At 71.2% G+C, this 21,449-nt stretch carries 16 protein-coding genes, 2 pseudogenes and 1 CRISPR repeat array; of the genes and pseudogenes, 9 read left to right on the forward strand and 9 right to left on the reverse strand.

All coding sequences use genetic code 11. The features are described 5' to 3' along the window. Positions 1–51: 51 nt before the first annotated feature. A CRISPR array of direct repeats spans positions 52–265; the repeat unit is 31 nt; unit sequence CAGGGAACACCCCCGCATGCGCGGGGCCGAC. Positions 266–998: 733 nt separating this feature from the next. Next, positions 999–1,337, reverse strand: coding sequence for a hypothetical protein (locus tag ACFXAZ_RS15885; protein WP_384590373.1), 339 nt, complete (start codon positions 1,335–1,337; stop codon positions 999–1,001). 161 nt (positions 1,338–1,498) lie between these two features. On the opposite strand from ACFXAZ_RS15885, the pseudogene ACFXAZ_RS15890 reads away from it, so the two are divergent. From ACFXAZ_RS15890 to ACFXAZ_RS15905, 4 genes and pseudogenes are all read left to right on the forward strand, one after another. Continuing rightward, a pseudogene (locus tag ACFXAZ_RS15890) lies at positions 1,499–2,892 on the forward strand (transcriptional regulator). 46 nt (positions 2,893–2,938) lie between these two features. Then, positions 2,939–3,478 carry an NUDIX domain-containing protein gene (locus ACFXAZ_RS15895; RefSeq protein ID WP_384590376.1) on the forward strand — a complete coding sequence of 180 codons (540 nt, stop codon included), beginning with the start codon at positions 2,939–2,941 and terminating at the stop codon, positions 3,476–3,478. Between the two features lie 290 nt (positions 3,479–3,768). Further along, the gene (locus tag ACFXAZ_RS15900; RefSeq protein WP_384590378.1) at positions 3,769–5,628 is read left to right on the forward strand and encodes a protein kinase; all 1,860 of its coding nucleotides are present in this window, start codon (positions 3,769–3,771) and stop codon (positions 5,626–5,628) included. 279 nt (positions 5,629–5,907) lie between these two features. After that, positions 5,908–7,362 carry a M28 family metallopeptidase gene (locus tag ACFXAZ_RS15905; RefSeq protein ID WP_384590381.1) on the forward strand — a complete coding sequence of 485 codons (1,455 nt, stop codon included), beginning with the start codon at positions 5,908–5,910 and terminating at the stop codon, positions 7,360–7,362. A 154-nt stretch (positions 7,363–7,516) separates the two neighbouring features. Here ACFXAZ_RS15905 and ACFXAZ_RS15910 read toward each other — a convergent pair whose 3' ends face one another. From ACFXAZ_RS15910 to dhaK, 4 genes are all read right to left on the reverse strand, one after another. Further along, positions 7,517–8,236, reverse strand: coding sequence for an SLATT domain-containing protein (locus ACFXAZ_RS15910; protein WP_384590385.1), 720 nt, complete (start codon positions 8,234–8,236; stop codon positions 7,517–7,519). A 15-nt stretch (positions 8,237–8,251) separates the two neighbouring features. Continuing rightward, entirely contained in the window at positions 8,252–8,662 is a 411-nt protein-coding gene (locus ACFXAZ_RS15915; protein WP_384590388.1) for a PTS fructose transporter subunit IIA, read from the reverse strand. Further along, positions 8,655–9,254: a dihydroxyacetone kinase subunit DhaL gene (gene dhaL, locus ACFXAZ_RS15920; protein WP_382683067.1), complete on the reverse strand. Its 600-nt coding sequence runs from the start codon at positions 9,252–9,254 to the stop codon at positions 8,655–8,657. Before dhaL ends, ACFXAZ_RS15915 begins: the two co-directional genes overlap by 8 nt. A 163-nt stretch (positions 9,255–9,417) precedes the next feature. Continuing rightward, positions 9,418–10,410: a dihydroxyacetone kinase subunit DhaK gene (gene dhaK, locus ACFXAZ_RS15925; RefSeq protein WP_384590391.1), complete on the reverse strand. Its 993-nt coding sequence runs from the start codon at positions 10,408–10,410 to the stop codon at positions 9,418–9,420. A 781-nt stretch (positions 10,411–11,191) separates the two neighbouring features. Here dhaK and ACFXAZ_RS15930 point away from each other — a divergent pair. Further along, positions 11,192–11,470, forward strand: a complete 279-nt coding sequence (locus ACFXAZ_RS15930) for a transposase (RefSeq protein WP_384590394.1) — start codon at positions 11,192–11,194, stop codon at positions 11,468–11,470. A gap of 93 nt (positions 11,471–11,563) precedes the next feature. Next, a pseudogene (locus ACFXAZ_RS15935) lies at positions 11,564–11,896 on the forward strand (transposase); the annotation flags it as partial. A 370-nt stretch (positions 11,897–12,266) separates the two neighbouring features. Here the strand turns inward: ACFXAZ_RS15935 and ACFXAZ_RS15940 are convergent. Then, positions 12,267–13,433: a hypothetical protein gene (locus ACFXAZ_RS15940; protein ID WP_384590397.1), complete on the reverse strand. Its 1,167-nt coding sequence runs from the start codon at positions 13,431–13,433 to the stop codon at positions 12,267–12,269. 139 nt (positions 13,434–13,572) lie between these two features. On the opposite strand from ACFXAZ_RS15940, the gene ACFXAZ_RS15945 reads away from it, so the two are divergent. Beyond that, positions 13,573–14,511: an alpha/beta fold hydrolase gene (locus tag ACFXAZ_RS15945; protein ID WP_384590400.1), complete on the forward strand. Its 939-nt coding sequence runs from the start codon at positions 13,573–13,575 to the stop codon at positions 14,509–14,511. 23 nt (positions 14,512–14,534) lie between these two features. Here the strand turns inward: ACFXAZ_RS15945 and ACFXAZ_RS15950 are convergent, their stop codons facing one another. Next, a complete protein-coding gene (locus tag ACFXAZ_RS15950; protein WP_384590403.1) occupies positions 14,535–15,407 on the reverse strand; it encodes a hypothetical protein in 873 nt (290 codons plus the stop codon). A gap of 599 nt (positions 15,408–16,006) precedes the next feature. On the opposite strand from ACFXAZ_RS15950, the gene ACFXAZ_RS15955 reads away from it, so the two are divergent. Next, positions 16,007–16,186 (forward strand): hypothetical protein, encoded by a 180-nt coding sequence (locus ACFXAZ_RS15955; RefSeq protein WP_384590406.1) that lies wholly within the window; start codon positions 16,007–16,009, stop codon positions 16,184–16,186. Positions 16,187–16,340: 154 nt separating this feature from the next. Here ACFXAZ_RS15955 and ACFXAZ_RS15960 read toward each other — a convergent pair whose 3' ends face one another. After that, positions 16,341–17,672: a hypothetical protein gene (locus ACFXAZ_RS15960; RefSeq protein ID WP_384590409.1), complete on the reverse strand. Its 1,332-nt coding sequence runs from the start codon at positions 17,670–17,672 to the stop codon at positions 16,341–16,343. Between the two features lie 914 nt (positions 17,673–18,586). Here ACFXAZ_RS15960 and ACFXAZ_RS15965 point away from each other — a divergent pair. Further along, positions 18,587–19,126 carry a TIGR03086 family metal-binding protein gene (locus ACFXAZ_RS15965; RefSeq protein WP_384590510.1) on the forward strand — a complete coding sequence of 180 codons (540 nt, stop codon included), beginning with the start codon at positions 18,587–18,589 and terminating at the stop codon, positions 19,124–19,126. A gap of 1,354 nt (positions 19,127–20,480) precedes the next feature. Here the strand turns inward: ACFXAZ_RS15965 and ACFXAZ_RS15970 are convergent. After that, positions 20,481–21,425, reverse strand: coding sequence for an alpha/beta fold hydrolase (locus tag ACFXAZ_RS15970; RefSeq protein WP_384590513.1), 945 nt, complete (start codon positions 21,423–21,425; stop codon positions 20,481–20,483). Between the last annotated feature and the right edge of the window lie 24 nt (positions 21,426–21,449).

Below are 21,449 nucleotides of genomic sequence, written 5' to 3' on the forward strand. Positions count from 1 at the left end.
CCCCGCATGCGCGGGGCCGACGATCTGGCTACCCAGGCCGACTTGGACGGCCAGGGAACACCCCCGCATGCGCGGGGCCGACACGACGATCAAGCTGATCACGCTCAATCTCGAAGGAACACCCCCGCATGCGCGGGGCCGACCTCGGTCCTCTGGTAGCTCAGCAGCTCCCGCAGGGAACACCCCCGCATGCGCGGGGCCGACTTCGCGATCTGCGCGATGTGCCGCTCCGTGCCGGGAACACCCCCGCATGCGCGGGGCCGACACTTCCTGACCTGCGCTTCTATCCGGGAGTAGTCCCGTTTTCATTCAGTGGGATCGGGCTGAGGTCCCGGTCAGGGCGTGTCGATGGATGGTGAGTCTGCACAACTGTGTCTAGTCCCCGGCTTGTTGTCGTTTTGGGGCAGCCACGCCAGTCTACGAGGGCTCGGAGCGCGATGTGCCGCCATCGCATGCGGTCCCGGGCGGGCTGGAGGTCACCGGCTGGCATCCTGCTCACCGCGCTGTAGGCCCGTCGCCGGGGAGGCTCGGTCGGGGACATCGCCTTGCGTTTCCCGGCCGGAGAGACCGGGAACTTCGGTCCGTGGTCCCTGGCCGGTTCGGCAGCGGGGGCAGCGGCACGGTGGCCAGCGGTGGGAGACGGTGGTGAGGGGTCCCGGAGCGGGCCGGTAGGTGCGTCGCACGGTGGGGCCGGTGTGCTGGCCGTCCGGGCCGACTCGGTAGGTCTCGATGGTCATGCGGGAGGTGCCGGGTTGGGGCCAGGTGCCGACGTTCACCGCGTCACCGCCCCATCCCGCCCGTCACAGGTGCAGTCCCGTTCGGTGCCGGTCATGACTTCCCCTGGCGGCCGGTGGGTGGGGCGTGGTGGCGTCGGATGAGGACATTCATGTCGGTCACGCGGGACAGGTCGCCGTCGGCCCGGGCCCGCAGGCGGGCGCGGGCCCACGCCGCGCACTGGTCGCAGCCAGGAGGCGCTTGGGATGGGGGCGGGGGGAAGTTCATGCGGAGCGTCGTCCGTCCTTCATGAGGCGTCGCAGACCGATGCCCGTCTCGCAACTGCCCGCGTCATCCGCGCACCGCTCGCACAGAGGGGCGTGGTCCATCAGCGCCTGCAACGCTCGCCGTCCGGTGTGGGCGTGACAGGCGCGGGGGAACCAGCGGCCACCGGCGATGTGCTGGCGCTCGCCGAGATCGACGGCCGTCTCGATCGTCAGGGACTCGCCGCCCCAGATGCACACGCGGCCGGCGGCCCTGTCCTCGTCCAGACCTGGTAACGCGGGCAGAGCCAGGATGTTCAGCACCTCGGGCGGGATCTCTACGGCGGCGGTTCTGCTCATCGACGGTCTCCAGAGGACGGTGCGTGCTTCCTGCCCTGATCGTGCCGCTCTGATCCGTTGCGCGGCATTGTGTGCGGGGCACCTGTGGCGTTACCGGGCCCACACACTGTGTGAACGGAGGGGGAGTACGCTCCACACACCGAGTGAGCCGGGGGCACCTCTTGGAGCCGAACACACTGCTTGACGCGCTGCTCGACGAGGCAGGAATGTCCCGATTGGGACTCGCCACCCGCGTCAACAGCGCGGCAGCAGCACAGGGAACGCAGATGCGCTATGACCACAGCTCCGTCATCCGTTGGCTCAAGGGTCAGCGGCCTCGGGGTCGTACACCAGAACTGATCGCGGACGTCCTCTCGGGGCGTCTCGGTCGGACCGTGAGCCTCGATGACCTCGGTATGGGCGCCCGGTCGGCGCCGCCCCCGGCCGGAACTCCGCTCGGCGGGTTCATCGGCCGGGCGATCGCTCTGTGGCGCGGCGACCACCAGCAGCGCGAGGACGTCCAACGGGCACCCGTCATCACCGGGCTGCCTGCCGTCGGCCCGGTGTGGGAGTGGGAAAATCCGCCTGACGACGTGGACGCATCCAGCCGCGGCACGGTCCGTGTGGGCCTGCCCGACGTCGAGCATCTGCGGATCGCGCGCAGGCACTACGAGCAGATGTACCGGAAGACCGGCGGTGTCGGGACGCGCGGCCGGGTCCTGCGCTTCCTGGCCGAGGACACGACGCCGTTGATGCGCGGCACGTACACGGACGCCACCGGCCGCGAACTGCACCGCGCGGTAGGCGGGTTGGTGGCCATCGCCGGGATCTGCGCCTACGACTCGAACGCGCACGGGCTCGCCCAGCGCTACTACCACCAGGCCCTGAGGCTGGCGAAGGCGTCCGGAGACCGGGCGTTCGGCGGGTACGTGATAGCGCTCCTCGTGAACCACGGCCTCTACCTCGGCGAGCACCGGCAGGCCGTCGCCTTCGCGGAGGCCGGGTTGCGTACCGCCGGCCACGCCATCAGCCCGGCTCTCGCCTGCGACCTGCACGCCATGCAGGCGAAGGCGTACGCCCGCATGGGCGACCGGTCGCCTGCGACCTGCACGCCATGCAGGCGAAGGCGTACGCCCGCATGGGCGACCGGACCGCAGCTCGCCGGGCCATGCAGCAGGCGGAGACCGCATCTGGACAGATCCGCCCGGACGAGGAGCCGGACGAGACCGGGTACGTGCAGCCCGGCCTCCTGGAGACCGCGATGGCCGACACGCTGATGCGGCTCGGAGACACCGGGCCTGCACAGCAGTACGCCGCCGAAGCCGTCGCCGTCCAGACCCACGCCCGCGGCCGGGTCCACCGGCTAGCCACCCTCGCCGACTGCGAGTTGCGTGAAGGAGAAGTCGATCGCGCCGCCGGCACCGCTGCGCACATGCTCGACACGATCGAGGGGATGGAGTCCCACCGGCTCTTCGACCGACTCGCAGGCGTACGTCGCAGCCTCGCCGCCACCCGCAGTACGTCCACGAGGGAGGTGGTCGACCGGATCGACGACACCCTTCGCATCCCGCTGTAGCCATCTGTGATCCGATGGGGCGTACCCCCGGACGAGAGGCAGCAGCGTGTCAGTGTGGCGGAACCTCGGCGAGCGCACCGTCTATGAGAACCGGTGGGTCACCGTGAACATGGCGGATGTCGAGCTGCCCGATGGCCGGCACCTGGACCACACCGTGATCCGGCTGCGCCCGGTCGCCGTGGCCACCGTCGTCAACGAGGCCAACGAGGTCCTGCTTCTGTGGCGCCACCGCTTCATCACCGGGGCGTGGGGCTGGGAGCTTCCCTCAGGTGGCACCGGGGAAGGCGAGGACCCTGCCGCCGCGGCGGCGCGCGAGTTCGAGGAAGAGACCGGGTGGCGCCCCGGGCCGATGCGGCTGCTCCTGGCCGTTGACCCGATGCCGGGCATCTCGACGTCCCACCACCGCGTCTACTGGTCCGACCAGGCAGAGCAGGTACGCACGGTTCCCGAGGACGACTTCGAGTCCGCGCGCCGTGAGTGGGTGCCGTTGGCTCGGGTGCCCGACCTGATCGCGGGCGGTGAGATCCGATCGGCGAACGCCGTTGCCGCCTTGCTGCTGCTTCAACGTCTTCGAATCGGGGCGTGAGGACGAGCGACTGCGCTGCCCCTGGAACGGCAACCCCCCTTGCACTGCCCGCGGTGGGCTGTGCGGCCAGCGGTGGGACCCCGCGCACGCGCGGGAACCGCAGAGCCGACCGAGGCACGCGTGATGTGTCCCGGGGTCGACTTTCGGGCACTGCCCGGGATTTCATGGACGCCGGGACCCGTTGGTTTTCGGCCGTGGGTGGTCGGTAGAGTTCTCAGACCATCGCACAGGAGTGCACACGCGCCGGAAAGCACGCGGCGCATGGTTCGGTTGAGGGAGCGGCACGGTCGATGGAGATGCTCGGGCCGGGGGAACCACAGCGGATCGGCGGCTACCGGCTCCTGGGGCGGCTCGGGGCCGGCGGGATGGGCCAGGTGTATCTCGCCCGCTCGGAGCGCGGCCGGACCGTCGCTGTCAAGGTCGTCCGTGCGGAACTGGCCGCGCAGGACGAGTTCCGGGCCCGTTTCCGGCAGGAGGTGCAGGCCGCGCGCCGGGTCGGCGGCCACTGGACCGCGCCCGTCCTGGACGCAGACACCGAGGCCGCCGTGCCCTGGGTGGCCACCGGGTATGTCGCCGGGCCCAGTCTTCAGCAGGTCGTCGGGCGTGATCACGGGGCGCTGCCGGAGCGGTCGGTGCGGATTCTCGCCGCCGGGCTCGCGCACGCGCTGAAGGACATCCACGCGGCCGGGATGGTCCACCGGGACCTCAAGCCGTCCAATGTGCTGGTCACCATCGACGGACCCCGCGTCATCGACTTCGGCATCGCGCGGGCGCTCGAAACGGTCACCGACGGCGGCGTCACCCGCACCGGCGCGCTGGTCGGCTCGCCCGGGTTCATGGCCCCCGAGCAGGTGCGCGGCGAAGGGGTCACCCCGGCCTGCGACATCTTCTGCCTCGGCTCCGTGCTGGCCTACGCGGCCACCGGCAGCCTCCCCTTCGGCGGCGCCGACAGCGGGGCGCACGCCCTGATGTTCCGTATCGCCCAGGAGGAACCGGACCTCACCGGTGTCCCCGAGGGCATCGCCGATCTGGTCCGTGACTGTCTGCGGAAGGGCCCGGCGGCCCGTCCGTCCCTCGACGACATCCTCGATCGCACCGGCGCCGAGGACACCGTCGCCGACGGCCGTTCCCGCGACCCCTGGCTGCCGGGCGCCCTGGTTGCGCAACTCGGGCGGCACGCGGTGCGGCTGCTGGACACGGAGGACCCCCAGGGACCCCAGGGACCCCAGGGGCCTCAGGGGCCGGGCGGTCCGGAAGGGGCCGGCGCGTCCCCCGAGCACGCCCCCGCCGTCGAGGCGCCTGGCACGGGCGGCCACCCGGACCATCGGCCGACGGCGGTCACGACCCCAGGGACGGTACGTCCGCAGCCGCCCGCCCACCCGGCGTACGGCGCCCCGCCCCAGCCGCACGGACATCCCCAGCAGCCCCAGCCCCGGTACGGCCATCCCCAGCAGCCCTCCGGCTGGCAGACCCCGGCCGGGCCCGGATCCCCGTACCCCCCATACCAGCAGCCCTACGGCTCCACCCCGCCCCAGGGACCGCCCCCGATACCGCACCTCCCCCACCCCGGCGACCCCGACGAGCCGCCCCGCCGCAACGGGCGGGCCACCGCCGCGCTGATCGCCGTGGCGCTGGTGGTCGCCGTCGGGGCGGGCGGCTCGGTGTACGCGTTGATGAGCGGCGGCGACGACGATGCGAGCGGTGGGGGCGGGGGCACCCAGGTTCCTGCGGCCACCGCACCCGTCGCCACCGGCACCTCGCCGCAGCCGTCCCCGTCGTCCTCCACCCCCTCGGACGGGGCGGTCCCCACCGCCTACCTCGGCACCTGGACCACCACCGTCGACAACGCGGACGGCGTGAACACCCGTCGGCTGACCATCCGGCAGGGCGAGGTCGGCGACAGCGTGCTCTCGCTGGTGGCCGAGGGCCCGGCGGGCAGCGGCACCTATCACTGCGAGTTCGCGGCGGCCCTGGCCGAGGAGCCCGGCACCGACGGCCCGTTGCGGATCGGCCCGTCCACCGTGACGACCGGCGAGCCGGCCACCTCGTGCAGCCCCGGCGAGGCCACCGAGGTCACCCTCCTCCCGGACGGCACGCTGCGCCGCGACAACACCGTGTCGGGGGAGTCACTGACCTACCGGCGGGAGTGACGGAGGGGGCCGGGAGGGAGGGTTGGTCCGCCGCCCGTTCCGTTGTACCTCCGTATCGGCGTTCACCGTACGACGCCCGCCCGCCCACCGCCGGTCCGCTCCGGTCGGCAACCGACCTACCGTCCCGCCCGCGAACGCGGCCGTCATCCACTCCGCCCCCGGTCACCCGCCCCGCCCTTCCCAGGCCCAGCAGCCTTGCGAGTGACGGGCGTTGAGGATGCGACCCAAGGCCGGCAAGTGACCCTTGCCCACCCCACGGGCCTGCTCGACCATGGGCCCATGGGTCCCACACGAAGGACACTCCTCACCGCGACCGCGACGGCGGCCGTGACCGCCTCGACCACGGCCAGTGCCTGTGCGGCGAGCCCGGAGGCCCCACCGGCCCCCAGCCCGTCCCCCTCTTCGTCCCCCTCTCCCTCCCCCACCGCCGACGCCCCCGACCGTCCCCCCACCCACCAGCCCCCGAGCCGCGAACTCCGCACCCTGCTCGGTGAGATCGACCCCGGCCGCGTCGAGGCGACCGTCCGCAAGCTGGTCTCCTTCGGTACCCGGCACACCCTCTCCAGCCAGGACGACCCCCGGCGCGGTATCGGCGCGGCCCGCGACTGGCTGCTCGCCGAACTCCGCCGGTACGCCACCGGCTCCGGCGGCCGGATGACCGTCGCCCTCCAGTCGTACGTCCAGGAACCCGCCAACCGGGTCCCCGCCCCGACCCGGATCACCAACGTCGTCGCCACCCTGCGCGGCTCGGTCGCCCCGGAGCGGGTGTACGTGGTCTCCGGCCACTACGACTCCCGCGTCTCGGACGCCATGGACGCCGTCTCCGACGCCCCGGGCGCCGACGACGACGCGTCGGGCGTGGCCGTGGTCCTGGAGCTGGCCCGGGTGATGGCCACCCGCCGCCCGGCGGCCACCATCGTGTTCGCGGCGGTCGCGGGGGAGGAGCAGGGGCTGTACGGGGCCGCGCACATGGCGGGACGGTTCGAGGCGGACGGCACGGCCGTGCGGGGCATGTTCACCAACGACATCGTGGGAAGCCCGACGGCCGAGGACGGCACCCGCGAGCCGTACGTGGTCCGGCTCTTCGCCGAGGGCGTGCCCTCCTCCGAGACCCCGGAGGAGGCGGCCCTACGCCGTTCGGTCGGCGGGGAGAACGACTCCGCCACCCGTCAGCTCGCCCGGTTCGTCCGGGACGTCGCCGAGAACGACGCCACCGGCATGCGCGTCCGGGTCATCTACCGCCGCGACCGCTACCGCCGGGGCGGTGACCACATCCCGTTCCTGGAACGCGGCTTTCCCGCCGCCCGCTTCACCGAGCCCGCCGAGGATTACGCCCATCAGCACCAGGACGTTCGCGAGGAATCCGGCAAGCGGTACGGGGACCTGCCGGAGTTCTGCGACTGGCCGTACGTCGCCCGGGTGGCCCGGGTCAATGCCGCGACCCTGTGGACCCTCGCGCAGGCCCCCGACAGTCCCCGTGACGCCCGGATCACCACGTCGGCCCTCACCAACTCGACCGAGCTGACCTGGAGCCGGGGTTCTGAGCCGGACCTCAAGGGTTACGAGATCGTCTGGCGGGAGACGAGGTCCCCGGACTGGAGCGAGGTCATTCCGGTCGGTGACGTGATCCGTCACGAGGTGGATCTGTCCAAGGACAATGTGTTCTTCGGGGTGAGGGCGGTGAACCGGGCGGGGTTGCGGAGTCCGGTGACTTTTCCGTCGCCGTCGGTGTGACGTTTTCGGGTGCGGGCGGGTCGTGGCTGGTCGCGCAGTTCCCCGCGCCCCTGAAAGCAGGGCGTCGGCAGCAGGGCGCCGCCCCTGCGCCCGTTCCAGCCCCCTGCCGAGGGCAACCTGCCCTCGGGGCGCCCCTCGGAAAGCGCCCCCAACCTCACCGCGCCTCCGGCGGCCTCTGCCGAGGCATGTTCGGCCGTGCCGAGCCTGAAGGCGGCGACGGAATCCGCCCCACCGCCGAGCCGCCCCCTTCCCGGCACGGCCCCGGCACACCCCCCTGCATCCCCAGCGGCGCGACCCCCGTCCGGAACTCCACCATCCAGTCCCCCGTCTCCACCCGCACCAGCTCCGTCACCTCCTCGGAGAACCTCCGCAGCAGCCCCAGGCACCGCTCCGCCGCCTCGCCCGCCGTCCCCTCCGTGGGCCCCAGCACCTCCCGCACGCCCTCCGACGCCCACTCGAACTGAAGCGCCTGCAACCGCCGCTGCACGGCCTGCGCGGTGGCCACGTCCCGCATCCATCCGGACGTCATCCCGAAACACCGGTCCACCCCCACGCACGCCACCGCCAGCAGCAGCGCCAGATATCCGAAGGGCGTCGCCCCGGGCAGCACCCCGGTCAGATCCAGCAGCGGCACGGCCGTCCCGGCGACCGCCCCCACCGCCGTCCCGGCCCGCAGCGCCCGCGCGCCCCGCCGCTTCCACACCCGGTCGGCGAGGTACCAGGCCGCCGTCCGCAGCGCCCCGCGCTCCACCCACCGGTACAGCTCCTCCAGCCGCTCGGTGGGCTCCCCCCAGTCGCGGGGGGGGGGCGCGCCCCCCGCCCCCCCCGCCGATGGGGGGGGGGCCCGGTGCGAGGCGGGTGAACGTGGGGCCACCCGCCGCCGCCCCGCTCACACCTTGCGGTAGCTGTACGCGTCCGCCGCCGCCGCCTCCACCGCCGCCAGATCGGCACCGGCCGCGGCCGTGACGACCGCGGCCACCGCGCCCTCGACGAACGGGGCGTCCAGGAGGCGGGTGCCGGGCGGGAGTTCGTCGCCCTCGGCCAGCAGCGCCTTGACCGTGAGGACCGCGCTGCCGAGGTCGGTGAGAACGCCCACCCCGGCCCCGCGGTCCACCGAGGCCGCCGCGGCGGCGATCAGCTCGGCGCTGGTGCCGAGCCCGCCGCCCTCGACGCCGCCCGCGGGCGCGACCGGCACTTGTGCCCCGCCGCCCGCGAGCGCCTGCGCCAGCGCGGCGACGGACGCGGCCACCTCGGCGCTGTGCGACACCAGCACGATCCCCACCAGGCCGTCGTCACTCACCGTGGGCCTCCGCGAGGGCCGCGACCAGCAGCGCCGACGAGGTGGCGCCCGGGTCCTGGTGGCCGATGCTGCGCTCGCCGAGATAGCTCGCCCGGCCCTTGCGCGCCTGGAGCGGCGTGGTCGCCACCGCGCCCTCCTCGGCCGCCGTACGCGCCGCCGCGAAGGACGTGCCGAGCGCGTCCACCGCCGGAACCAGCGCGTCGATCATCGTCTTGTCGCCCGGCGCGGCCCCGCCCAGCGTCATCACCGCCTCCACGCCGGTGCGCAACGCCTGCGCCAGCTGCTCCTCGCTCACCTCGGGCGCGTCGCCGAGCGCCTTGCCGGTGCGCCGCAGCAGCGTGCCGTACAGCGGGCCGGAGGCGCCGCCCACCTTCGAGATGAGCTGCTTCGCCGACAGCATCAGCACCGCGCCCGGGGTGTCCGGCGCCTCCTGCTCCAGCGCGGCCGACACCGCCGTGAACCCGCGCTGCATGTTGCTGCCGTGGTCGGCGTCCCCGATCGGCGAGTCGAGGGCGGTGAGCCGCTCGGCCTCACGCGCCATGGAGGCGGCCGTGACCGTCATCCAGCGGCGGAAGAAATCGGCGTCGAGCACTGGGACTCCTTGCGTGGTAGGTACGTTCACCGGGCGCGGTGCCGCCCGGAGGAGGAGGCATTCGCGTCGGGGACGGGAGTACGGCGCCGCCGCCAGGGACGGGAGCGCGATGCCGCGTGGGACGGGAGGCCGTGCCGCCCCGCCCGGACGGAGTGTGGTCCCGTCACATGCCCCAGCGCAGCCCCGGGGTGCTCACCGGCGCGTCCCACAGCCGCAGCAGCTCACCGTCGGCCTGGCACAGCGTCACCGAGGCGCCCGCCATGTCCAGCGAGGTGACGTAATTGCCGACGAGGGTGCGGGCGACGGCGACCCCGCGCGCGCTCAGCACCCGCTGCACCTCCGCGTTGAAGCCGTACAGCTCCAGCAGCGGCGTGGCGCCCATGCCGTTGACCAGGACCAGCACGGGATTGCGCGGACTCATGTCCTCCAGGATCGCGTGCACCGCGAAGTCGGCGATCTCCCCGGACGTCATCATCGCCCGCCGCTCCCGGCCGGGCTCGCCGTGGATGCCGATGCCCAGCTCCAGCTCACCGGCCGGCAGATCGAAGGTGGGACTGCCCTTGGCGGGCGTCGTGACCGAGCTGAGCGCGACCCCGAAGCTGCGGGAGTTCTCGTTCACCTGCCGGGCGATCGCCTCCACCCGCTCCAGCGGCTGCCCCTCGTCGGCGGCGGCACCCGCGATCTTCTCGACGAACAGCGTCGCCCCGGTCCCGCGCCGCCCCGCCGTGTAGAGGCTGTCCGTGACCGCCACATCGTCGTTGACCAGCACCTTCGCGACCTGGATGCCCTCGTCCTCGGCGAGTTCGGCGGCCATGTCGAAGTTGAGCACGTCACCGGTGTAGTTCTTCACGATGAACAGCACACCCGCCCCGCTGTCCACCGCAGCCGCGGCCCGCACCATCTGATCGGGCACCGGCGAGGTGAACACCTCCCCCGGACAGGCCGCCGAGAGCATCCCCGGCCCCACGAACCCCCCGTGCAACGGCTCATGCCCCGACCCACCCCCGGAAACCAGCCCCACCTTCCCGGCCACGGGCGCGTCCCGCCGTACGATCACCCGGTTCTCGACATCGACGGTCAGCTCGGGATGCGCGGCGGCCATTCCCCGCAGGGCATCCGCCACCACGGTCTCGGGGACGTTGATGAGCATCCTCATGGGTACCTCCTGGGTACGGTGACAGGCGGGCTGAGCGGTTCGGGCGGTGCTGCTGTCGGCAGTATCGGCCTTGTGGAAGTGAAGGGCACGCGCAAGAGAGCCATCGGCGCGGCGCCCGGGCCCCGAATCAGGATGCATTCGTTTGCGGCTGGACGCCGCCGTCTATGAGTGCGCGGAGAATCACCCGAACCGGATGTGCTGCAAGCGGCTGTCTCCATCGACCGTGACCTACATCCCCTCACCCCTCGAAGCCGCCCCGGAACACGCCGTCCCCGAGTGCGAGCTACCAGGCAACGTCGCCCGGAACGCACAAGACGATCACGCCGGGCCCGCGCCGCTCTCTCTTGCTCGCAGCGGCCGAGGCCCGGCACTTCCTCGAAGCTGCGAAGACCGAACGACTGCACGCACATTACGAATTCACCCTCACTCCGGAATCAGTGCATATGGTGATCCATCGGATTTGGTGAGTCGGGCCGCTTCGTACCGCCTGGGTCGATGCCCAGGACCCAGTCCAAGACAAGGGCTCTTGGCAGGACGTGCTGTTCGATGGCTTTGAGGCGCTGGTCACCGCCACAGCGCACGGCATGAGCGTCTGGCGGCCGGGGCGCCATACGGAGCCTGCTGGCCGTGCGGCGCTTCGCGTGCGTCGACCCGGGTTCCCTGCGTACATTCGTTGAGCAGGCAGTGGGGCTGACCAAGCCCGTACGCGCGGTGCGCTGACCGGCTCGGCGGACTGCTAGGGCCTGTCTTCAAATGATCTTCGTTGGTGAATCATGGTGTCGTGATACGTCGTCATGAGCTGTCCGACGCGGAGTGGGAGTTCGTCCGGCCGTTGCTGCCCGTGTCGTTGCGTGGGCGGAAGCGGCTGGACGACCGCAGGGTCCTGAACGGGATCGTGTGGAAGTTCCGGACCGGCACGGCTCGGCGGGATGCGCCCGAGCGCTATGGTCCGTGGGCCACGCCGCACACCCGTTTCCGCAGGTGGGCGGCGGACGGGACGTTCGACCGGATGCTGCGGGCTGCGCAGGCGAAAGCGGACGCGGCGGGCGACATCGAGTGACTGGTGTCGGTCGACTCCACGGTTGTCCGGGCCCACCAGCATGCGGCCGGGGCTCGAAGAGGGTGCTGCGCGACCCGCCCCTCGTCCGGTCCGGATCTGGACGTGCACCTGATCTGCGACAACGCCTCCACCCACAAGACCTCCGCCGTCCAGCGGTGGCTGACCGCGCATCCCCGCTTCCACGTCCACCTCACCCCCACCAGCAGCTCCTGGCTCAACCAGGTCGAGCGGTGGTTCGCACTGCTCACGACCAAGCAGATACGGCGAGGCGTCCACAAGAACGTCCAGAACCTGGAGAAGGACATCCGCACCTGGATCAAGACCTGGAACGAAGACCCGAAACCTTTCGTCTGGACGAAGACCGCGGACGAGATCCTCGAACGCCTCACCGGATATCTGAACCGAATTCCCGACTCAGGACACTAGGCAAGGCACCCGGCCACCGCCCAGCGGCATGGGCCGACTACCAGCAGTCGACCGGCCGAGCCCCCCGTGGCCTGATCGACGCCCTGGAGCCCTACGCCGCCGAACGCATGAAGCCTCCGACCGACGGCCGTGCGACCGAGCCGGCACCAGAACGGGTGGTGCGCTTGGCGGCAGAGCGGTGTTGAAGGGACGGCCGGGGACCCGTCTGCGGTCACGGTGTAAGCCTGCCCGTGCGTCGGGATGAGCTTCCCCACACGCAGACCAGGGTCTGGGCGGCGCCTACTGGGTCGTCGCGCTGGAGCGTCTGCCAGCGCGGCGTTGTGACTGGGCCCGGGGCGGACGTCGATCTTGGCCCGGGGCGCGCGGGCCGTCAGCGGCCGAGCGGCAGTCGTGCCAGCGCCGCCGCGGCCTCCCGCATGCCGCCGTGGCCGAAGCGGTCCGTCAGCGCCCGTGCCCTGCCGGGCAGGAGCCCGAGCCCGTCCGTGCTCCGGGCCACCTGCTCCGCCAGCCGGTCCTTCAGCACCGCTTCCGCAGAGAGCTGACGCACCACCTCCACGATCGCCTTCGTCAGCGCCTCCGGGACGGCGGGCAGTGGTACGTCGTACGTGGTCGGCCCGCCGACGTCCGGCCAGTCCACCCGCGCGTCGCAGTAGCCGTGTTCGGCGAGCAGACGGGCCTGGAGGTGATGGGTCTCGTTGGCGGACGGCAGCCACAGGGTCGGTACGCCGGTCGCCGCCGCGTCGTAGATATTGCCGAGTCCCGGTGTCATGCAGGCGTACGCGGCACAGGCCATCAGGCCGAGCACCGTGTCGCGGCCGTCGGTACGGACAGCGGGGTCGCCCAGCTCGGCTGCGACGGCGCGGCTCGTCGTGACGATGACGGACCGGCCGGCGGGCTGCGCGGCGCGGACGGCGTCCAGCATCAGCCGCGCGTACGCGGCGGCCTCCGAGTCCGGCCAGCAGGGGTTCTGGAGACCGCCCAGGTTGAGCAGGACGTGCCGCCCGGGACCCTCGCCCGCCCGCGCGGGCCGCCAGACCCGCCGGCGCGGCAGGCCGGGGATGATCGGCGGCACCACCAGGGCGTTGCGGCGGAGCGTCGGGTGGGCCGAGATCCGCTCGCGGACCCCGAAGAAGTCCTGCGCGATGTACAGCTCGGCATCGCCGGTCGCCGCCGGGATCTCGGTCCAGAACCAGGTGAGCGCGTCGTACACAGCCACCCTGAACCCGGCGCGCCGGGCCAGCGCGGCCTCCGCGAAGTCCATGGCCGTCACGAAAAGGTCGTACCGGGGCGCCAACTGCCGCAGCCACGCCAGCCGTTCGTCGTCGGACAGGCCGGTGGTCGCGTACACCGTGTGATACGGCGGACAGTGCTGGAGGTCCAGCGTGTGCCCGGCGCCGAAGTAGCCCACCTCGGCACACCAGGGCGCCAGTTCATGGGCGAGAGCCGCCGTCGCGGCCGGCGGCCCGAAGCCGAAGGACTGGGCGTTCAGCAGCAGGCGCGGCCCGGCCCCCTGCCCCGGGCTGGTGCTGTCTGCCATGGCGGCACCCCTGGGGACGGATCGACATGATCGGTACCTGCCGCACGATACCGGAACGGCTACGCTCAATGAGCAATCCGCTACTCTGCGTTGCCACACTGATTCTGATGCTGCCGCACCGATTCCGATCTGGAGCACGATGGACACCGTGGGCTTCCGGGCGACCGCCGGAACGAATCCCCGAACCGCGAGGGAAACCGGGACGCTGGCGGTGCCCGGCGCGCACCTGTACTACGAGGTACGCGGCAGCGGCCCGCTCCTGCTGCTCCTGTGCGGCGGCAACTCCGACGCCGCCGTCTTCGACGGCCTCGCCGACCACTTCGCCGCCGACCACCGCGTACTCACCCTCGACCCGCGCGGTAACTCCCGCAGCCCGCTCGACGGCCCCCCGGTCGACCAGTCCATCGACGTGCACGCCGACGACGCGCACCGGCTGCTCGACCGGGTGGCCGACCCCGACGAGCCGGTCCGGATCTTCGGCAGTTGCTCGGGCGGGCTCATCGCACTCCGGCTCGCGATCCGGCTCGCCGTCCCGCGACCGCAGCGGCTCGCCGCCCTGGTCGTGCACGAACCGCCCGCCTACGCGCTGCTGTCGGACGCCGCACAGCAACTGGCCTTCATCGACGCCGTCCACGCCACGTACCGCAGCCAGGGGATCGAGGCGGCGATGGACCGGTTCAGCGCCGCCTTCGGCGGCCGTCCCGCGCCGGTACTGCCCGAGGAGAACGACAACACCGACTTCTTCCTCGCCCATGTGCTGCGCCCGTTCTCCAACTGTGTGCCCGACCTCGCCGGACTCGCCCCGCTGACGGGGCGCATCGTGGTGGCGGGCGGGCAGGACTCACGTACCCACGACGTGCACCGCCCGGCTGTCGCCCTGGCCGAACGCCTCGGAAAGGAACTGGTGCTGTTCCCCGGCGGCCACGTCGGCTATGTGAAGCACCCGGACGACTTCGGCGCACTCCTCCGTACGACGTTCGAGGGTGAATCCGATACCGGAGGAGGTGAAACCGTCAGCGGCAGCTCACCGTGCGCCCCCGCAGTCGGCTTCGCGGACGTCCGTGATCTCCAGGCCTGATGAGGGATCATCAAGCGGCTCGCTCAGGGCACTTCTCGCTTGTCCGGCAGTCGTACGACGGCGGAAGCGGCCTGTGACTCGCCGAACCCCCAGCCCGCGACGAGTGAGCAGCCGACCTCCTCCAGGACATCGGTCGGCCCCGGCCAGTAGCCGGTGCCGCAGTAGAAACCGCCCTCGCTGCGCGCGCGTTCCCGGGTGAGGCAGAGCATGCGGAGATGGTCGCGGAGCGCGGGATGCGTGACCGCGCTCAGCCGTTCTTCCCAGGGCTCGGCAGCGGCGGAGGCGTATCTGATGTCGTGCATCGACACCAGGTGTCCGCAACCGCGCTCGGTGAACGTGGCGGCCCGCATCGCACCGGTGAGCGTGCCGTCGGTGGCGACCCGCAGCAGCACGGTCAGCCAGCCGTTCAGCTTCTCGGATTCCCTGCTGGTCAGCTCGACCCCATGGCGCCCCAGGAGCGGTCCCAACTCCGCGCCGCGCACCAGCACTTCACCGGCCTCATCGACCGAGGAAACGGTCCGCAGGTCGGCGACGAAGGCGTCGTCGAACGGCCGGGGGCCCTTGTGTCCGCCGTCGCCCCACGGTCCCGTTCCCGCCAGGAGGTCGGCGTCGAAGCGGAACAGCGACTCGCTCAGGTCGAACCGCCATGCCCAGGGGGAGAAGGGGTACTCCCCGTCCGGATCCGGAAGGTGCCTCGGCTCCCGGTCCGACAGCGCCTCAGGGGTGGCCCACGGACTCGGGAACAGGAACTCGTCGAGGGGGTCCGAGGCGTAGTACACCCCGTATCCGGCGGCGGAGGGGGCGACGGTCGGCTGTCCGCCGAGCAGTATCTCGAAGGCAGTGGCCAGCGCGGCATCCCATTCGCCGGGGTCAGCCGCCGGGGCGGTCTCGGGCATCACGATGAGCGCTCCTTCATGTCCTGTCGCGTGGGTCGACGCAAGCTACCAGCCACGCCAAGCGCTTGTGCATGCCGGACTCGCCGACCCGTTGGCCTGGGCGGTTTCCCGGGAACAGCCACAGGGAGCCAGCGGGGCGCTGAGGAGGGACCGGCTGTGGCGGGTCGCCAGCGGCTCCAGCGTGATCTGGTCGAGTGGGGCCGCGAGCCGGATCGGGGAGGCCCAGGTCCAGCAGTAGTTTGCCGTCGTCCTCGGTGACCTGATTGGCCTTCAGGCGGAACACTGCCGAAAGCCGCTGAGCGTAGAGCAGGATCACCAGGCCAGCCACACGGTCGGCCGGTCGTAGGTCCTCGCGTGTCGCCGGCAAACGGCGGGAGATCACCGGGGCGTTGCGGGGGATCGCCGCCGACTCAGCCCGCCACGCCGTCGCGACGCTGGACGAGCACGCACACACGAGGGGGCCGCGTACTGACAGAGGTGGCGTACGAGCGGTACGAGGGCGAGGAGCCTGTCCCCGTGCTCGACGCCTCCCTCCCGAGGGCTCCAGCGGCGTCGCCCAGTTCATCGACCCCAACCTCCTCCACGTCCAGCGGGACGGGATGCGTCTGGTCATCGCCCGCGACGGCCAGCAGGTGATCGGCTTCTCGTACGGCTATCTGCTGCCCGCCGATACCGGGTGGTGGGCCAACGTGGACCAGGAGTTGCCTGCCGACTTCGTCCGGACGGCGTCCGTGCCAAAGTCCACGGTAAGGGCGGCGCCCGCCCGCAGGACAAGCTGACCAGCCGCGCGGCTGGCAGCGAGCGGGCGGGCGGTCGCGACGGGGTCGGCGGCGGCTTGCCGGCGGGGTACGTCCGCCCGGACCGCATCGTTTCTGACGGGTGCGGCGGGTTCGGCCGGTGCCAGTGCGGTGCGCATCACCGCTCTGGTGCGGATCAGCTGTGCCTGTCTGTGTCCAGGGGTGGGGCTCCCAGCTCGGACCGGACCTCGTGCAGCAGTGACCGGTAGTCCTCACCGTGGGCGGCCACGGCTGCGAACACCGCGTCCAGGGCCGCCTGGAGGGGGTCGGCCTCGGCGGCGGCGAGCAGTGCGGGGAGAGCCATGTGCGGTTGGGACAGACGCAAGGACGGGTCCGGCTCGCCGACGGTGATGTGCCCTGTGGGCGACGACGACGACGCCGCGGCGGTGGGTGTCGGTATCGATGGTGCGGGCGGGCGCACGGGCTTCGCCATGGCGGCTGCGGGACCCACGATCTGCGGGGACGGTCCGGGCCCGGGTACGGGCTCCTGCTCGTCGTCGGGGGTGGGCGGCCGGAAGGGGGGCCGCTGGGGCGGGATGGGCCGCCCGACGGTCCTGGTGGGAACGCGGTGGTCGGAGTCCAGAGCCTGCCACATGTGGGCCGTGTCGTCGAAGGGCGACGGCAGCGGGCGGTTCCCGGACAGGGCGGTGAGTGCCGCGGCGATCCAGTCGAGTTTGGTGAGGCCGGCTGCCTCGCAGGCGCGGCGGGCGGCCAGCAGGGCAACCGCACGCTGGATCTCGGGGCCGGCGGCGGCGAGGGCGTGGACGAGGGCCGGATCGAAGCGCAGGAGGCTACGTGCGTTGCCGCCGACGGAGCGCAGGGCCCGGCTCGGCAGTTGCCCGCCCCAGTACCAGCGTTCGTTGACGAGCCTGCGTTCTTCCTCCGCCCGTTCTTCTGCGAGCCGGGCGAGGCGTTCGGCCTCGGCACGTTCGGCGGGGGTGGGAGCAGGCGGCTGCCGGCGGGCGTAGCCGTGCCAGTGGGCGGCGGCCCGGGAGGTCTGTCTGAGGACGCGGTCCGGCGCGGGCGGGGCGGGCCACAACTGCAGGAGGTAGCAGTCCAGCGGGGGCTCCCCCTCCAGCCGGGTGTCCCCCCGGCGCGCCTCGTCCATGCCCCTGGCGCAGTAGCGCACCCGGTAGTCGGTCTCTTCCAGACCGAGCTCCCAGGATGCCTCGCCCGCCCATTGCACGAGCGCGCTGCGAGCGGACACGGGGCGGAAGGACACCTCCACGACGTCCTCCCACTCTGTGTCCAGGGGCGGAGCCTGCTCGTGGACCTCGACGGTGAAACCGACACTGCCCGTGTGCAGGCCGGTCGACAGCCACAGAGCACCGGAGACCGCCGCCCCGCACAACCCCGCGCTCTGGCCGGCGAACGCCTCCGCGAGGCCCGGGCCGAGGCTGTCGGGATCGCTCTCGACATAGATCTGGCTGTAGTGAACGTGGACCTGGCCGTCGACCGGACTGCGCACCCCTGCCCCCATCGTCTCTCAGAACGGGTTGTGCCCAGCAACCTACGGCGCGGCGCCGACAACGCCGTGTTCGTACGGGGGCCGTTGCGCGCCGACGGTCGGGGAGGCGGCCTCGTGTGTCCGGTCGCCGTTGAACAGGGCCTTCGGTAGGCACCGGAGAGCCTCATTCAGCACACCGGCCGCGCACTGCCGGTTCCGCGTTGTGGAGGACGCCGATCTCGGCCGGTGCCCGTATTTCGCCGGCGCGCAGCGACTCGATGATGATCTCGGTGATCCACACGGCGGCGTCAGAGGTCGACTCGGGACATGCCCCCCGAGCACGATGCCCGCCGGGCAGGAGCCGGGACCGGCCTCTTGGAGGCGCAGAAGGCCATGGCCGTGTCGTGCAGCGAGATCGAGCACCTGCGCTGTGCTGTCCTTCGCCTTGGTGGCCGAGGTGAGCGGTCACTCGCCGTTGCCGCTGCCACTGGACGGCTGCCGACCGCCGGCTTCCCGGTGTAGCTGCCGACGGGGGCGTCTGGTAGCTGAGTCCGCCGTCGGCGGGGCAGTCCGGCGGGTTGGCCGTCGGCTGTGGCGGTGAGGTGGAGTTCGGCGCGGGGCGCGGGGAGGGGGAGGTCAGTAGCGGGTCCCAGCAGGAACTCAGCGGATTCTCGGCGGCGGCTTGCAGGGAACTCGCTGCCAGGAAGGGGTTGTTCCGGGCCTCGGTATGCGGGTTCGTGAGAGCGGTGCCCTGTTTGCGGTTCACCTCCTTCCATTGCTCCCCCCTGTTTCTGCCAGAGTGGGCACGTTGTGGGGGCATGCGTTCTTCGCGTCGTGTGGCCGTCGGCCGGTGACGCGTGGATCGGACCGTGTCCCCGGGCGGATGGTCGTGTTGCTGGCCTGATCAGTGGAAGAGGAACGAAGTGGCATCTTCAGTGCCGGAGCTTTACGGACGGATCGCGGAGCGTTTTGGGGAATTGATCCTAAATTGCCCGCCGGGTAGATGGGAGGATCCGTCCCCGTGTCCGGGGTGGACTGCTTGGGACGTTGTGGCCCACGTGGTCTCGAATCACAGGCGGGCCGTCGCCGGGCTGGACGGATCAGGCTATTTTGCGCCAGGCCGGGGCGAGGACCTGGCCCAGGCATGGGACGCGGCATCCGGGGAGATCAAGGCCGCCCTGCGTGACCCGGTGAAGGCCCGTGCCCTTCTGGGGGAGGAGTTTGGTTCCATCCCGTTCGAGGAGTTCGTGCGGCGGATGGCGTGTGCCGATACCTTGATCCATGGATGGGACCTGGCGCGGGCGACCGGCCAGGACGAGGTACTGGATCCCGAAGCGGTGGCCGTGGCGACTGAGATTCTGCTGCCGGAAGACGGGGATATCCGGATGCCGAGGGCGTTTGGTGCCAAGGTCTCTTCGGCCGCCGGTGCAGACGCCCAGACCAGGTTGCTCAACTTCCTGGGCCGCGAGGTGTAGCCGGGGGAGGCGGTTCTGCTGCTTCTCATGCGCGAACGAAGGTAGTTGCCCGCCCCACGCCTGCGTCGGGTCGAAGGTGAGGCGTTCGGGCCGGATCGGGTCAGCGGTCTCGCATGCCTCGTCTGATGGTGAGTTCGGTGGCCAGGACACAGGCGCCGGGCAACGAGGGTCTGGGTCTGGTCCGGGCGTGCCCGGACGACGTGCGGTCGCGGTCGGCCTCGGGCGTGGTGATCAACGGCGGCAGCGCGCGGCCCGCGGTCCTGGGAGGGGGCGGCGCTGAAGGCCGGGGGCCTGGGCTCGGTGACGCCGCCGGGCTGTGGGCTTCGTCGGCTGAATGATCACCGTAGGTCTGGGATCAGGGTGCGGGCCGGGGGTCGGTGGTCGATGCCGACGGAGGGGCCGATGCGCATGGCCAGGGAGCGGGTTGCGGCCGGGGGGGCTGGGCGATCCAGGCACAGGCCGAGAGAGGCACGTGGGTGGTGTTCTGGGGGGGGGTGTCGGGCAGGGCGAGGTGGCAGACGGTCCACCCTTCGTCATCGCCGCCGTCGGGACGGCGCCCCTGGAGTTCACGGAGCCGTTCGTCGCTGAGCCCGATGGGGTTGCCGTGGAGGCCGATGCAGTTGCGGCACTTTCGGCTCATGACCCGTACGCGGCCGGTCATCGGATCGAAGACGGATGGCGTACTTGGTCCCGGAGCGGGGGTCGCATCCGGCTCTGGCGGCGTGGCGCGCGGTGCGTGGCTGGCAGGGTCGCGTTGGTATCCGTACGCCAGGTACCGCTCCCAATGGGCGCGGGCGTTTGGGTAGATGTGGTCCAGGGCGACAAGGCCGGTCGTGATCGTGGAGCACAGTTCGTCGGCGACGTCGGCGACGTCGGCGACGTCGGCCGGTTCGGCGTTTGCCAAGGACGGTGGCATGAGCGCCTTCGAGGCGGTCATCAAGCTGCCCCACGACTTCTCCCTGGCCCGGGTGCGCTGCGCGGAACCGGCCCAGGAACTCGCCCACCGCGACTGAGTGCTCGCTCCTGAGCCGCGCTCTCCGCTGTAGGCGTGCAGAGTGCGGAGCGGCTGTTCCTGCATTGTGTTCACCCCGGCAGGCATGTGGTGCAGGCCGGGGTGAGGAACGCGCTCATGCGATGGCTCTGACAAGTGAAGTGTCGGCGAGATCAGGGGAGTTCATGGGAGAGCGGGGTGCGGACCCGCATCTCCGGAGCAGCGGGAGAGCCTCAGAACCATCGGAGCCGCGTTTGGGCTTGTGCAGGTAGAGAGCGGGCCGGAGGTGTTTCCCCCCCGACCCGTTCAGGGTTTCCGTGCCGCCAGCAGATGCTCCGGTGACACGAACCGAATCACGGAGCACTACGTGGCATCCTGCTGCTCCAGCCATCTTACGATCACCTGGTTTGTGTCTTCCGGCTTTTCCTGCTGAATCCAATGACCGCAATCCAGACTTACCACTTCCACATGGGGCACGAACTTCGCGAGCTTCTCTGACTTCTGGACCACATCCCGGTCGCCGTAGATCATCAGCGCGGGCTGTTGGATGATCGGGTCCACGTCCGCCAGCAAGTGCCAGTTACGGTCGAGGTTCCTGTACCAGTTCACGCTGCCCGTGAATCCTGTTGATTCGAAGGCGGAGATGAAGACGGCCAGTTCACTGTCGCTCATGACGGGATCACCGAGTGGCGTTTCCGCTCTGGCGAGATCGATCATCGCCATGCCGGGCTGAGGCTCCCTGGGCGGCTGGTTCTTCCGGTACAAATTGCGAAGGAACCGGAAGGTGTTCTCATCGAAGACGGCGTCCGCAACGCCTGGCTGCCGATTGAAGTGGACGAAGTAGAAGTCGCCGCCGAGTACCGCTTCCATGAACTCGATCCAGGGTTGTTCTCCGCGCTCCTGGTAAGGCAAGCTCAGATTGATCACCTTGTTTACGCGGTTCGGGTGCAGCAGGGTCAGTCCCCAGACGACCATCGCACCCCAGTCATGACCGACGAAGGTGGCATCCTCGTACCCGTAGTGATCGAGAAGTGCGACGAGATCACCCGACAGGTTCTCGATGTCGTAGTCCGTCACTTCGGTGGGGCGGGAAGAATTACCGTAACCCCGTTGGTTCGGGACGATGACATGGTAGCCAGCCGCTGAGAGGGCGGGCATCTGATAGCGCCAGGAAAAGGCGTGTTCCGGCCAGCCGTGACAGAGGACAATGGGCTTGCCTGCGTTCTGGCTGCCCGCTTCGAAGACCTCAAGCTCCACACCATTGACTGAAACAAGGGTGGGCTCGGGGAAATCTGCCGGATCGAACATCGGAATTCTTCTCCTCTTCTCTTC

It is taken from the genome of Streptomyces sp. NPDC059477, from assembly GCF_042749375.1.
In the GTDB taxonomy this organism is placed as follows: Bacteria; Actinomycetota; Actinomycetes; order Streptomycetales; family Streptomycetaceae; genus Streptomyces.

Bases quoted from the DNA above. Each gene is read 5' to 3' on its own strand.
- ACFXAZ_RS15885 (WP_384590373.1), bottom strand. From the start codon at position 1,337: ATGAGCAGAACCGCCGCCGTAGAGATCCCGCCCGAGGTGCTGAACATC.
- ACFXAZ_RS15900 (WP_384590378.1), top strand. From the start codon at position 3,769: ATGGAGATGCTCGGGCCGGGGGAACCACAGCGGATCGGCGGCTACCGG.
- ACFXAZ_RS15905 (WP_384590381.1), top strand. From the start codon at position 5,908: ATGGGTCCCACACGAAGGACACTCCTCACCGCGACCGCGACGGCGGCC.
- dhaK (WP_384590391.1), bottom strand. From the start codon at position 10,410: ATGAGGATGCTCATCAACGTCCCCGAGACCGTGGTGGCGGATGCCCTG.
- ACFXAZ_RS15940 (WP_384590397.1), bottom strand. From the start codon at position 13,433: ATGGCAGACAGCACCAGCCCGGGGCAGGGGGCCGGGCCGCGCCTGCTG.
- ACFXAZ_RS15945 (WP_384590400.1), top strand. From the start codon at position 13,573: ATGGACACCGTGGGCTTCCGGGCGACCGCCGGAACGAATCCCCGAACC.
- ACFXAZ_RS15950 (WP_384590403.1), bottom strand. From the start codon at position 15,407: ATGCCCGAGACCGCCCCGGCGGCTGACCCCGGCGAATGGGATGCCGCG.
- ACFXAZ_RS15955 (WP_384590406.1), top strand. From the start codon at position 16,007: ATGCGTCTGGTCATCGCCCGCGACGGCCAGCAGGTGATCGGCTTCTCG.
- ACFXAZ_RS15970 (WP_384590513.1), bottom strand. From the start codon at position 21,425: ATGTTCGATCCGGCAGATTTCCCCGAGCCCACCCTTGTTTCAGTCAAT.